Source organism: Acinetobacter sp. FDAARGOS_559, from assembly GCF_003940475.1.
Taxonomy (GTDB): domain Bacteria; phylum Pseudomonadota; class Gammaproteobacteria; order Pseudomonadales; family Moraxellaceae; genus Acinetobacter; species Acinetobacter baumannii.
This window is the reverse complement of record NZ_RKJG01000005.1, coordinates 1,396,223-1,409,760: the sequence shown is the minus strand read 5'-3', so window position 1 is coordinate 1,409,760 and position 13,538 is coordinate 1,396,223. Positions and strand designations below refer to the sequence as shown.

General features: G+C 43.0%; 11 protein-coding genes and 2 pseudogenes. 7 read left to right on the top strand and 6 right to left on the bottom strand.

The genetic code is table 11. The features are described from left to right. Positions 1-56 precede the first annotated feature (56 nt). A complete protein-coding gene (locus tag EGS71_RS08250) occupies positions 57-623 on the top strand; it encodes a TetR/AcrR family transcriptional regulator (RefSeq protein ID WP_000868725.1) in 567 nt (188 codons plus the stop codon). Here the strand turns inward: EGS71_RS08250 and EGS71_RS08245 are convergent. Then, positions 620-1,777: a glycerate kinase gene (locus EGS71_RS08245; RefSeq protein WP_000869484.1), complete on the bottom strand. Its 1,158-nt coding sequence runs from the start codon at positions 1,775-1,777 to the stop codon at positions 620-622. The genes EGS71_RS08250 and EGS71_RS08245 overlap by 4 nt on opposite strands. Before the next feature lie 394 nt (positions 1,778-2,171). On the opposite strand from EGS71_RS08245, the pseudogene EGS71_RS08240 reads away from it, so the two are divergent. Continuing rightward, positions 2,172-3,698: pseudogene (locus EGS71_RS08240) on the top strand (FdhF/YdeP family oxidoreductase); the annotation flags it as partial. Positions 3,699-3,731: 33 nt separating this feature from the next. Here EGS71_RS08240 and EGS71_RS08235 read toward each other — a convergent pair. The 3 genes from EGS71_RS08235 to EGS71_RS08225 form a co-directional block, all read right to left on the bottom strand. Next, positions 3,732-5,315 carry an IS66-like element ISAba25 family transposase gene (locus tag EGS71_RS08235; RefSeq protein WP_001094424.1) on the bottom strand — a complete coding sequence of 528 codons (1,584 nt, stop codon included), beginning with the start codon at positions 5,313-5,315 and terminating at the stop codon, positions 3,732-3,734. 74 nt (positions 5,316-5,389) lie between these two features. After that, positions 5,390-5,725 (bottom strand): IS66 family insertion sequence element accessory protein TnpB, encoded by a 336-nt coding sequence (gene tnpB, locus EGS71_RS08230; protein ID WP_000619347.1) that lies wholly within the window; start codon positions 5,723-5,725, stop codon positions 5,390-5,392. Further along, positions 5,722-6,105 (bottom strand): transposase, encoded by a 384-nt coding sequence (locus tag EGS71_RS08225; RefSeq protein WP_001055589.1) that lies wholly within the window; start codon positions 6,103-6,105, stop codon positions 5,722-5,724. The genes tnpB and EGS71_RS08225 overlap by 4 nt, the downstream gene beginning before the upstream one ends. An 86-nt stretch (positions 6,106-6,191) precedes the next feature. Between EGS71_RS08225 and EGS71_RS08220 the strand changes: the two are divergent. The 5 genes and pseudogenes from EGS71_RS08220 to epmA form a co-directional block, all read left to right on the top strand. Then, positions 6,192-7,079: pseudogene (locus tag EGS71_RS08220) on the top strand (molybdopterin dinucleotide binding domain-containing protein); the annotation flags it as partial. A gap of 78 nt (positions 7,080-7,157) precedes the next feature. Next, positions 7,158-7,949 carry a formate dehydrogenase accessory sulfurtransferase FdhD gene (fdhD, locus tag EGS71_RS08215; RefSeq protein WP_000187633.1) on the top strand — a complete coding sequence of 264 codons (792 nt, stop codon included), beginning with the start codon at positions 7,158-7,160 and terminating at the stop codon, positions 7,947-7,949. Positions 7,950-8,068: 119 nt separating this feature from the next. After that, positions 8,069-8,461 (top strand): YkvA family protein, encoded by a 393-nt coding sequence (locus EGS71_RS08210; protein WP_002010784.1) that lies wholly within the window; start codon positions 8,069-8,071, stop codon positions 8,459-8,461. 104 nt (positions 8,462-8,565) lie between these two features. Next, positions 8,566-9,633, top strand: coding sequence for a 4-phosphoerythronate dehydrogenase (locus EGS71_RS08205; RefSeq protein WP_000706067.1), 1,068 nt, complete (start codon positions 8,566-8,568; stop codon positions 9,631-9,633). After that, the gene (epmA, locus tag EGS71_RS08200) at positions 9,630-10,604 is read left to right on the top strand and encodes an EF-P lysine aminoacylase EpmA (protein WP_000059550.1); all 975 of its coding nucleotides are present in this window, start codon (positions 9,630-9,632) and stop codon (positions 10,602-10,604) included. Before EGS71_RS08205 ends, epmA begins: the two co-directional genes overlap by 4 nt. Before the next feature lie 58 nt (positions 10,605-10,662). Here the strand turns inward: epmA and EGS71_RS08195 are convergent, their stop codons facing one another. Both EGS71_RS08195 and radA read right to left on the bottom strand, forming a co-directional pair. Next, positions 10,663-11,640: a Tim44 domain-containing protein gene (locus EGS71_RS08195; RefSeq protein ID WP_000451848.1), complete on the bottom strand. Its 978-nt coding sequence runs from the start codon at positions 11,638-11,640 to the stop codon at positions 10,663-10,665. Positions 11,641-11,722: 82 nt separating this feature from the next. After that, positions 11,723-13,111: a DNA repair protein RadA gene (radA, locus tag EGS71_RS08190; protein ID WP_000048860.1), complete on the bottom strand. Its 1,389-nt coding sequence runs from the start codon at positions 13,109-13,111 to the stop codon at positions 11,723-11,725. Positions 13,112-13,538: the final 427 nt, after the last annotated feature.

The following is a 13,538-nucleotide window of genomic DNA, read 5'->3' as shown; positions in this document are numbered from 1 at the left end:
ATCATAATCAATGTATAATAATGACGAGCAGGGTGAATAAAAGTGAGCGCACCAACATGAAAGTCAGTAAAACTCAGGTAAAAGAAAACCGAGATAAAATTGTTGAAAAGGCGACTCAACTGTTTCGTAGCAAAGGTTACGACGGGGTGGGCATTGCCGAATTAATGTCTAGCGCAGGCTTTACTCACGGTGGGTTTTATAAACATTTCAGCTCGAAAACAGACCTTGTTACTATTACTGCCAAACATGGTCTTGAGCAGGTTTTAAAAAGAATAGAAGGTTTAAACTTAACCCAATTTATTCAAATGTATGTGTCTCGTACACATCGGGACAACCGAGATCAGGGCTGTACCTTAACAGCGCTATCTTGTGATGCCGCTAGACAGCCCGACGAAGTAAAATTCGAGTTTGAAGAGGGCATTGAGCAGCTTATTGAGTTCATTATGAATGAACGCGCAAAACAAGTTTCTTTAGAAACAGAAGAGCTGAGAAAGCAAGCTATTAATATTCTTGCTCAGTCAGTAGGGGCAATTGCATTGTCACGTGCATGCCCAGACCAATCAAACCTTAGCGATGAAATCTTGGAGAGCTGTAGAGAGAGTCTTTTAAAATTAGCCGATTAGGCTTTTTTATCATTTAAGCTGGTTTGGCTAAACTGAATTAATCTCGCTATATCGACTGTTCGCTCATAAATGAGTTCTGCTGCATGTTCGCAGGCGTGTTCTAGGGTGATGGGGCCATTGGCTAGTGAAAAAGCAGCGCTTACACCGTGCTCATAAAGTGCTTGGTAGTCTTCACCTAAAGTCCCTGCAATCACAATGACCGGAACATTGTGGGCTTTGGCAATTTGGCTTACCCCAAAAACGGTTTTACCGCTTAAGGTTTGTTGGTCAAATTTACCTTCACCCGTAATTACCCAATCTGCGTTAGAAATTTTATGCTCAAGCTGATTCAGTTCAGCCACAACTTTAACTCCAGCTTTAAAGTCTGCATTTAAATAACTTTTGGCGGCAAAGCCCAAACCACCAGCAGCCCCAGAACCCGCTTCATCTCGTTTGTCGAAACCTAAAAGCTTAAGCGAGACATCGGCAAAATGGGCAAGGGCTGCATCGAGTAACTGGACTTGAGCAGCGGAAGCACCTTTTTGTGGGCCAAAAATATGTGATGCGCCATTTGGACCGCAAAGTGGATTGGTCACATCGGCAGCCAATAAAAACCGTGTGTGCTGAATACGCGAGTCGAAATGTGTTAAATCAATTTTGGATAGGTGGCTAAGGGCAAGGCCGCCCGCGGGTAGAACCTTTTGGTTAGCATCGAGTAAAACTGCACCCAAAGCACTAAGTAAGCCTGTGCCGCCATCATTGGTCGCACTACCTCCTACAGTTAAAATAATGTCTTTTGCGCCTGCGTCTAAAGCCTCCAAAATGAGCTGACCTGTGCCAAACGTTGTGCTGTGGCAGGCATCACGCTCAGACGGTGGAACTAACTGTATGCCGCTCGCTTGAGCCATTTCAATCATGGCAATTTTTTGTGTTTCTAACCAACCCCATTTGGCCTGAACAGGCTGACCTAATGGTCCAACCACTGTTTTTACAAGCCATTGTCCATCGCAGACTTCTAAAACTGCTTCAATGGTTCCTTCACCACCATCTGCCATTGGGCACAAAATCGTTTCTGCATGAGGAAATACTGCTTGCCATCCTTTGGCAATGGCTTGAGCTACCTTTAAAGCCGATAAGCTATCTTTAAATGAATCAGGGGCGATCACAACCTTCATAAATGCTCTAATGCAGATAAATTTTTAATTGTTTTATACTTCTTAATGCGAAAAAAACATAGATAAAGTCGTGTAAGTGTCAATTTTAAAAAGCTTTCAGTCTGTTAAAAATGAAACCTAATAATGTTTTTATCTGTAAAAGATAGAATTAATATCTATTTAACTCTTTGTTTTATATGTTTTTATGCAAATAATGTGGTTGGCTTGAATTATTGTAATTGTAAAGAATATGGCACATATTATAAGAACGGTTGAGCCGGCTTTTAGCATAGTGGCAATAATATAAAAAGTGGACTCTACTCATGGGTAAACAGCGGGTAGCTTTGATAAAACCATAATTAAATTGTGATTTCACTGAGCCTGTTGAGTGTAAAAAAGATAAGAGGATGAAAAAGTGGATAATTCAGAAGAACAAAAGCACATACAGGAAAATAACGGTTTTGCGCGAATTGAGCCATATACTCATCCTGCTGGCGGGTGGGGCGCACTGCTCAGTGTTGCTCGAAACTTAAAGCGACAAGATATTTTAGGTAAAGGTTCAATTACCTTACTCAACATTAACCAGCCTACAGGTTTTGACTGTCCCGGCTGTGCATGGCCAGAAAAGAAAGATGCTCACGCATTTAACTTCTGTGAAAATGGTGCAAAGGCGGTTGCCTTTGAAGCGACTAGTAAAACCGTCACTCCTGAATATTTTGCAGGGCATACCGTTAGTTGGCTATCAGAACAAAGTGACTTTTTCCTAGAAGACCTAGGCCGCTTAACCGACCCAGTTCGTTATGATGCTGCAACCGATAAATATGTGCCTATTTCATGGGACGATGCCTTTAAGCTCATCGCTCAACATTTGCATGCGCTAGACCATCCAGACCAAGCGGCATTTTATACCTCTGGCCGTGCCAGTAACGAAGCAGCATTTTTATATCAATTGTTTGTGAGAAGCTTTGGTACAAATAACTTTCCAGATTGCTCGAACATGTGCCATGAAACCACAAGTGTTGGTTTGCTCGACTCGATTGGTTTAGGAAAAGGCACAGTCACCTTAGAAGATTTTGATTTAGCCGACGCCATTTTTAGTTTTGGGCACAACCCGGGAACCAACCATCCACGTATGTTAGGTACTTTGCGTGAAGTGTCTAAACGCGGCGGCAACATTATTGCGATTAACCCTATTAAAGAGCGAGGTCTCGAACGTTTCCAAGACCCGCAAGCACCGCTTGAAATGATGACCAATGGCAGTACGCCAATTAGTCGCTATTATTTCCAGCCTAAAATTGGCGGCGACTATGCACTGATGTTGGGTATTTTAAAGCACTTACATGAGTGGGATAAAAAGGCCCTTGCATCAGGTAAACCAAGCGTTTTTGACCGAAACTTTATTGCAGTCAATACCGTTGGTTTCGACGAAATGATTGCGGAGGTAGAAAGAACGGAGTGGGCAGATCTTTATAAGCACTCCGGTCTGTCGCCTGAACATTTAGAAAAACTGGCTAAACTCTTTTTAGAGTCAGAGCGTTCAATTTTCTGTTGGGGTATGGGGATTACCCAGCATCGTCACGGAACTGCTAACGTACATATGCTGGCAAATTTATTGTTGGCGCGTGGTCAAATTGGCAGACCGGGTGCAGGGCTTTGTCCGGTTCGTGGGCACAGTAACGTGCAAGGTGATCGTACTATGGGCATTAATGAACTCCCTAGCCCGAAACTTCTCGACAATATTGACCGTGTGTTCGGTATTAAATCACCAAGAAAAAATGGATATGGTGTGGTTGAAACCATTAAAGCCATGGCCGAAGGTGATATCAAAGTCTTTATTGGTTTGGGCGGAAACTTTGCCGTTGCAACACCTGACACCGCTTATACACAAGAAGCGCTTAGAAAATGTAATTTAACCGTACATGTGGCAACCAAGTTAAATCGTAGGTAAGCGTCCGCTGAATCCCATACCTATTTTTTAATTCGATTTAGGTTTCCAGCAGTGCGGCAGTAACTCTTCAATCTGGGTCACTTTATGTGTCGGTAACCTTTTCAGCACATCACTTAAATAGGCATACGGATCCAGCCCATTCAGCTTTGCTGACTGGATTAAAGTCATGATGTTTGCCGCTCGCTGACCACTGCGCAGCGAACCTGCAAACAGCCAGTTCTTGCGCCCCAACGCCCAGGGACGCATCTGATTCTCTACCCAATTGTTGCATATCGGTAGATTGCCATCATCCAGATAGCGGCTTAAGGCTGGCCAACGCTTCAGAGTGTAATTGATGGCCTTGGCGGTGGGAGAACTCGATGGCACTGTCAGATGATGTTGGTTGAGCCATTCATATAGTTGTTGCATCACTGGTTGACTATGCTGTTGTCGGTATTCGCGGCGGTCTTCCGCTGTACCATCGGTCTTTTTCCTGAGTTCTGCTTCTATCGCATACAGTTTCTGAATCAGCACCAATGCCTGTTCAGCGACCTGACTTTTCCCGGTCACATGCAGTTCATGGAATTTACGACGTGCATGGGCCATGCAGCCGACCTCTATGACCTGGCCTGATTTAAAGCGTGCTTTATAACCACTGTAATCATCACAGACTAGATTGCCCTGCCAGCCTTTCAAGAACTCTGCAGCATGCTGGCCTGAACGACTATCCTGAAAGTCATAGATCACCGCCTGAACTGGATTGTACTGTGTGGTGGCATAGGCCCAGACATAACCTTTCTTCGGTTTTTTCTCATTCTCACCCATCCGCATGATGGTGACCGGTGTTTCATCTGCATGCAGCACCCGCTGTTGCAGCACCACCTCTTTTAAGGCATTGGCCAGAGGTTCCAGTTCTACACCGCAGCGACCTATCCAGTCAGATAAAGTTGATCTAGAAAGTTCGATTCCCGCCCGCTGATAGATCAGACGTTGACGGTACAGCGGCAAATGATCGGCATACTTCGATACCAGCACATGGCTGAGCAATTCAGGTGAAGCAATGCCTTTATCAATCACATAGGCGGGCATCGCTTGCTGAGTCAGAGTGTCACACTGATCACAGACCCATTTACCACGCACATGCTGTTCCTTATAGAACTGTGCCGGTCTGAAATGCAGTTTCTCACTGACATCTTCGCCGATACGACGGAGTTGGCATCCACAAGTGCATTGGGTTGATGCAGGTTCATGCTCAATACGGATGGTGTGTAGATGATCTGGCAGTGGTCGACGTTTAGGTTTATTGGTTTTGGCTTTCTGTGTCGCTGCATCGGTTTTATCTGCATTTAATCGTTCTAATTCCAGATCAACAGCAGCAATATCTTCTTCAACCGCTTCATCCCATAGGTGGATTTGTTTTGCCGTTAAGTGTTCATTCTTTTGGGCGAATTTGTGCTTTTTAAACAGCGCCAGTTCATGCTCGTATTTTTGATTGAGAATAGAAAGATGTTGAACTTTGGCATCCAATTGTTGGTTTGATTGTGCTAGAGACTGATGCTGCATCGCCAACTGTCTGGTGAATTCCAGCAGTTGTTCATGGGTCAGTTGGCTTAAGTCAGGCAGCGTATTCATGACCGCAGTATGCCTGAGGTCATGAAGAGAATGAAATAGAACGTTTGGAGGATGGCAGAATGGTCGAGCTTGGTTTAGAGCATATTCACCACTTGCTGCAATCCAATTCTCTGCCAGGGCAAACCTTGGATTAATGCCTGTAACTGTTCCGGGCTGAGGGCCACGGTTTCACCTTGGTGAACTTGAGCCCAGTGAAATTTACCCTGTTCCAAACGCCGGGCACACAGCCAGATGCCCAGTCCATCATGTACCAACACTTTCATACGATGACCACGTTTATTACAGAACAGGTAGGCGCAATGCGGTTTGATGTAGCCAAAGGCTCTCACCACCTGAGCCATGACAGTATCCATTCCTGCTCGCATATCCATGGGCTGGGTAGAGAGCCAAATTTCATTGATACGGATCATGTTGCCAGTGCCTTGAGTAATTCTGCCAAGGCAGGTATTTCTGATGTCTGCCATTTTAGCTGAATATCATTATTCGTATGAGGCACGGTGATACACAACGTGATCCTCTCATCAATAGGTTGGCTGATTGCAGCAGTGTAAGGCAAAGCAATAAATGCTGGATTCACATGAGTAGGATCCTGCACGGCACCCTCATGATGGCTGAAGATCCTGATCCAACGACTGACAAGGTTGGCATTAATACTATGTTGCAGTGCGACCGAAGCGATCGAGGTATTAGGATTTTTACAGGCATTGACAATACTGAGTTTGAATTCTTTGCTGTATGTTCTGCGTTTTTTAGCAACAGGAGGTGTTGCTGAATATATATCCATGTTCATGGATTAAGTCCCCACTTGTTTTTAGGTGGGAACTAAATTAAGGCTTATAGGACCGCTTGGTAAGGCTGTGTTAGCCGGATGCTTACAATCGTAGCCATTTGGTGTGTGGTAAAGATGCGCTTATTTTGCCATGTTTAGGCCGTACCGAAATTGATGAGCAGCTTCATGGACCACAAGCTATTACAGTTGAAGACTCAATGAGTAATGTCCACTTGTCTGCAGGGCGTAATACTCCAATTTCTAAAAATATTTTGTCTGAACCCGATATTGTGGCAAGAATGGCTGAGGCCGTGCTGCCAGAGAGTCAGATTAAATGGAAATGGTACATTGAAAGCTATGACCGCATTCGTGACTCAATTGCCGATGTGTTTGATGAATTCCATGATTTTAATTTACGCGTTTATAAACCCGGCGGTTTCCATTTAGAACATCCAGCTAATCAGCACATCTGGAATACAAAGAGTGGTAAAGCGCAATTTCTAATTACGCCACTTGAAGAAGTCTATGCGGATAAAGAAAATCAGTACGCTGCCGCATATACCGAAAGTAAGGTTTATACCTTAATGACCACCCGATCTCACGACCAATACAACACCACTTTATATGGTCTGGATGACCGTTACCGTGGGGTTTTTGGTCAGCGCCGTGTGTTGTTTATGAACCAAGCCGATATTGATGAAGCGGGCTTTGAAGCAAATCAGTGGGTTGATATTGAAAGTGTTTTCTCGGATGGTGTGAAGCGCATTGTGCACAGCTTCCGTATTGTGCCGTACAACATTCCACGCGGCAGCTTAGCGGCTTACTATCCGGAAACCAATCCTTTGGTGGCCTTAAGCAGTCATGATAAATATGCCATGATTCCGGCTTCTAAAAGTGTTCCTGTGATTTTACATCCCGGAAATGCGCCAGAGCATTTTAACTTGGCAACAGCCGTTGACCCTGAAGATGCCAATAAGAAAGTTAGCAGTCTTTAAGTGAATCTGATTTTTTAAAATGAAATTTAAGCAAAAGGCGCTCTAAACAAGCGCCATTTTGAAGTAAAGGAAATAATTTTGACACCACATGCTTATGGGGTTGAAACATTGCCAGTACAGCGGTTTAACAAAACCGAATCTGAAAATGTCTTAGATCATATTGTGCAAGAGTACCCAATTGCCTTGGTATATAACGGTATTTCGCATGCGGTGATGATGGCGACACCGACCGATGTCGATTTATTTGCTAAAGGTTTTAGTCTCTCGGAAGGAATTTTAACCAGCTTAAAAGAGCTATATGCCCTTGATGTGCATCAAAATGAACTAGGCATTACGGTGGAAATGACCATTTCATCGAGAGCATTTGCTGCCCTAAAGGAACATCGCCGTATGATGGTCGGCCGTACAGGCTGCGGTTTATGTGGAATTGAAAGCTTAGAGCAGTTTCAGTTAGATGTGCCAAGAATTACAACGCATGCATCAAAAATATGGCTTGAGCAAATTCCGAGTGCCATTTCCCATTTAAAAACTCAACAAGAAATTACCGCTTTAACGGGTGGAGCGCATGCTGCAGCGTGGGTAGTTGACGGTCAAATCGTGGCTTTATTTGAAGATGTTGGCCGCCATAACGCCTTAGACAAATTGCTCGGTTATTTAGCGCAAGAAAACTGCGACACCAGTTTGGGTTTTGTGGTGATGACCAGTCGGGCAAGTTATGAACTGATACGAAAATGTGCTCAGCTCAATATTGGCTTGCTTGCTTCAATTTCAGCGCCTACCAGTATGGCTATTCAGTTAGCCAAGCAATCGGGCCTCACTTTGGCAAGCTTTTGCAGGGGCGATGGATTTGTTTTATATACGGAAATATAAAATATATCTTTTAATGTGAAGGAATTAGGGCTGGGTTCATTCGATATTCCTTTCACTTTTAAGCTAAGGTTAGTTTTTATAGATTATTATAAAATTCTAAAGGTTCAGAGTCTGTCCAAATGTCTTGGGTACAATCAATAAAAGAATGGGCAAAACGTCTAAAAAAACAAATTATTATGCTTTGGTTTGCCTCAAGGCATCCTCAAATGCCGTGGTTACCCAAAATTATTGCTGTGGTGGCTGTGGCTTATGCTTTTAGCCCCATCGACTTAATTCCAGACTTTTTTCCTATTTTAGGCTTTATTGATGATGCGGTTATTTTACCCATACTGATTTGGTTAGCAGTTCGTTTTACGCCTCAACAAGTCATTTTCGATGCTGAACAACAAGCTAAAGAATGGCTAGATGAACATGAAAAGCGGCCAAAAAACTATTTGGTTGCCGTACTTATTATTTTAATTTGGCTCACACTTGCTGTGATGGCTTACTTTTATTTTGGCGGTGGTTTGTAAGTGAACTGAGTCTTGAAACCCTGTACTAATTTAATACCCTTAACATTGTACTTTGCCACAACTCAAAGGATAATAACGTTTTTATAAGCTATGGGTTGCAGACCATGAAAATCGTCGCAGATGAAAATTTGGCGTTTACCGATTACTTTTTTTCAGAGTTTGGCGATATTCAACATAAAGCAGGGCGCACCTTAACGCATACAGACGTACAAGATGCTGAAGCTTTATTGGTCCGTTCAGTCACCGCAGTAAATGAAAGTTTAATTCAAAATACCGCCCTAAAATATGTGGGTAGTGCCACAATCGGGACCGATCATTTAGATATTGCAGCGTTAGAAAAACAAGGAATTACATGGGCCAATGCCGCAGGTTGTAATGCACAGGCGGTTGCTGAATATGTGATTACAGCTTTACTGCATTTAGATGCTAGCCTTTTAGAACAACAAGAAAAATTTACGCTAGGCATTGTGGGTCTTGGCAATGTCGGTAAGCGCTTGGCTTATATGGCTCAGTTGCTTGGTTGGAAAGTGATTGGCTTCGACCCCTTTGTACAGTTAGATTCAATTGAAAATGTAAGCTTTCAAGCCTTGTTGCAACAAGCCAATGCAGTTTCAATTCACGTGCCGCTGACCAAAAAAGGCGAACATGCGACGTATCATCTGTTTGATGAAAAAGCTTTTGCAGCGCTTCAACCTGACACAATTTTGATTAATAGTGCACGCGGCCCGGTCGTAAAAGAAGCCGCTTTAATTGAAGATATTCAACGTACCCAGCGTAAAGTGGTGCTCGATGTATTTGAGCATGAGCCAGTGATATCTGAAGAGCTTTTAAATATGTTGGCTTTGGCGACACCGCATATTGCGGGTTATAGCTTGGAAGGAAAAGCGCGTGGTACGCAAATGATTTATGAAGCGTTTTGTCAAAAATTTGGATATGACATTAATAAGCGTTTCGAAACCCAGTTGCCTGCATGTGAAGACTATTTTTCAGGACATGATTTAAAAGCAGTGCTAAAGCAAAAAATATCTCAAATTTATGATATTGCTCAAGATGATGCCAACATCCGTGCCTGTGTTAAAGAGGGCAAGGTAGAGCAAAAAGCATTTGATTTATTACGTAAGAATTATCCGCTGCGCCGTGAATGGGCAGCTCACGGGGGACCACAGGCATGAGTTTAAGTTATCAACCTACTTGTTCAATTGATGCTTTAAAGGCTCGTGCCAAGCTTTATACTCAAATCCGTCAGTTTTTTGCAGAACGTGGTGTCATGGAAGTTGAAACACCCGTGGTTTCACAAGCAGGTGTGACTGACGTACATTTAGCCTCGGTTCAGGCTTTACGTCATATCAATGGCAAATTGCAGACTCAGTATTTACAGACTTCGCCTGAATTTGCCATGAAACGTCTACTGGCAAGTGGCAGCGGACCGATTTATCAAATCTGTAAGGTTTTCCGAGACGATGAGCACGGGCGCAAACACAACAGTGAATTTACCATGCTTGAATGGTACCGTCCGGGTCTGGACTTAAAAGCGTTAATGTATGAAACAGCTGATTTATTACAAACCTGTTTGCAGCATCGTTTTGGCGAAGTTCGTCCATTTATTTTGAGCTATAAGCATGCCTTTCAGGACCGTTTAGATATTAACCCGTTGCAAGCAACTTTGAAGCAACTTAAAGACACAGCAAATCGTGTTGGGTTAAATCTCGACTTGGGCGATGACCGTTTAGCTTATATGGATTTGTTGTTTTCTCATTTTGTTGAACCAAGTTTAGGGTTTGATGCACCTGTCTTTTTAACTGACTTTCCTCCAGAAATGGCATCTTTGGCAAAAGTGAAATTAGATGAAGATGGGGAAGAGGTTGCAGCGCGTTTTGAGGTTTATATCGAAGGCTTAGAGCTAGCCAATGCTTACGATGAATTGCTTGATGCAGACGTGTTACGTTCTCGCTTTGAAGCAGATAATGCAGAGCGAGCTAAACAAGGACTTCATGTCATGCCATTAGATGAGCACTTGTTAGCAGCATTGCCTCATATGCCTGAATGTTCAGGGATCGCTTTGGGAATTGATCGATTACTCATGGTTGCAACCGATCAACTTAAAATTGAAAAAGTCATTGCTTTTCCAGCCGAAATTGCCTGAAAACAACGAAATAAAAAAGCCACAATAATGTGGCTTTTTTATTTAGAACTTATTTAAGTTAGGCTTGTTGAATACCTGCAACAACCCAATCTTGCTGTGAACCAACAGGTTTTACAAAGTGCCAGATTTCAGTAAATGGCTGTGGCAAGCTGTTTAAATCTTCACTTACTGTACCTGTGAAACGTACGCTCACAATGTATTGACCATTTTCAGTCGCACTGTCTACAACCATTGCATTTAAGTTACTAAACTCAGCAACGTCCTGATCTTGGTTCTCCATAATGTCGTTATACATAGAGTTGTAAAGTTCAGGGGTTAAGTAACGACGAATTTCTTCAATGTTACTTGCACTATTGATTGACTGAATGTGGTTAAAACGCTGACGAGCAACGCGTAAGAAAGAAGCAGGTTCGCTACCATCTGGTAATTGGTTACCACTATTCGTCGTTGCGCTACCAAAAGGAGCTTGTGTTGCTGCACCACCACCTACAGATTGACCAAAGATATTGGTATTGTCACCTGTATTGGTTGGAGCTGCCGAGCGGCCAAATGGGTTTTGACCGCCATTGTTTGGTGCATAAGGGTTATTAGCTGCTAATTTTTTTTTTGATCCCAATTTACGGAATACAAAGAAAGCTACAGCGGCTGCAAGTAATACCCAAAGCCAGCCAGGGATACCACCTTTTTTCTCTTCTTGGGCTTGAACAGCTTGTTCATTACCCGGTTGAGTTACTTGGTGTTCAGCTGATGTTGATTTGTCATCTGCTAAAGCATTTGCTGCAACAGCACCTACGGCAGCACCAGCCACACCAGCGGCAACCATTGAACCAACACCCGGACCAGATCTCTGAGGTGCTGTAGCAGGTTGTTGAACTGGAGTCACTTGACGAGGTTGTTGATAAGACTGGCTTGAAGTAGTAGAACGTGCCATACCGTGGCTTTTACCACCACCTGCACGTTTAGCTTCAGCAAGCGGAGAAATTGCTAAAGCAGCCATTAAAATACCGGTAATCAAGCCACGCTGGTGTACTTCCATAGGAAATTCCTGTTTAAAGTTAATTTGTAATAGTATTTATGCAGGTATTTACTCTAAATTTCAACCTTAAAAGTATGTTTTTTTATGTCAATTCATCACTGAGTTGCATCGCCTCAGTCAAGGCTTCATGCAGGCGGGCAACAGCAATCACTTGTACGCCAGGAATTGCTTTTTGCGGGGCATTACCTCTTGGTAAGATGACGTATTTAAAGCCATGTTTTGCTGCTTCTTTTAAACGTTCCTGACCATTAGGTACAGGGCGGATTTCACCTGAAAGCCCAACTTCACCAAAAACTGCAAGCTGCTGAGGTAAGGCTTTTGTTCGCAAACTCGAAGCACATGCAAGTAAAACAGCCAAGTCCGAACCTGTTTCGGTAATTTTTAAACCACCTACAATATTGACATACACGTCTTGTCCGGTGGTTTGTACACCACCATGACGATGCATAACAGCAAGCAGCATGTTTAAACGGTTTTGTTCAAGGCCAAGTGCAACACGTCTTGGTTGTCCTTGAGCATCATCGACTAAAGCCTGAACTTCAACTAAAAGCGGGCGAGTTCCTTCACGGCTGATCATGACAATTGAACCGGGAATGGCTTCGTCATAACGACTTAAAAAGATAGCAGAAGGGTTAGCCACTTCACGTAAGCCTTTATCGGTCATGCCAAATACGCCAAGCTCATTGACTGCACCAAAACGGTTTTTCACTGCACGAATCATTCGATAACGTGAGTCTGATTGGCCTTCAAAGTAAAGTACGCAGTCCACCATGTGTTCTAAAACACGAGGACCTGCCAATGCACCTTCTTTGGTCACGTGACCAACAATAAATAGCGCTGTGCCACTATTTTTTGCATAACGGGTTAATAACGCAGCAGATTCACGAATTTGTGAAACCCCACCCGGCGCAGATTGAAGCGTTTCTGTGTAAAGCGTTTGGATAGAGTCCAAAATTGCGACAACAGGACGTTCTTGTTCTAAAACTTCACAAATGCGTTCGACACAAGTTTCAGCCATGACTTTTAACTGGTCTGTTGGTAGGTCAAGGCGTTGGGCACGTAAGGCAACCTGTGACAGCGATTCCTCACCCGTAATATAAAGCGCAGAACTTTTTGCACTTGCCATGTGAGTTGCTGTTTGTAAAAGAATGGTCGATTTACCAATACCTGGGTCACCACCAATGAGTACTACAGAACCTGTTACCAAACCACCGCCAAGCACTCGGTCAAATTCGCTAATGCCTGTTGGTAAACGGGTTTCATGAGAAACAGAGACTTTATTAAGCGTTGTAATATTGGCGACTTGACCCGCATAACCCCCAACTTTAGGACGTGCACGATGAGCAGTGGTGGGTTCTAGTTTGACTTCATTAAGACAATTCCATTCACCACACTCTGAACATTGACCTGCCCATTTTAGATGATCGGCACCACATTGCTCGCAACGGTAAACGGTTTTGACTTTGCTCATATTCGACTTCAGTGAGATAACTTCATAATCATTAAAAGCAGAGTATAGCAAAAAGCCCAATAGAGAACTTAATCGATATGGAATACATTTTGCTTAAGCTTCGGTGAGCAAAATTAAAGAGTAAATGTCATGTTTTTAAAATAGAGAGATAACGTAGTAGTCAGTCAAATTTCGAGAAAGTATTAGAAGCTCGAGAGGGAATTGGTAGTTAAAAAGTTGATCAATTGATATGGCTTTTTAATTTAAAAATCAAAGTGGTTCAAGTCTTAATTTTAGACTTAAAAGTGCGTTGTATTGCTAGGTTCTTGTGCGTATTATCGGATTTAATTGTATGTATCTTGAAATTATCAGCAATACAGACAAAAATTGGTTAGCTGAAAAGTTGTCAAAAAATATACATTTAAAAGATACCTGCAAATGGTGCGAT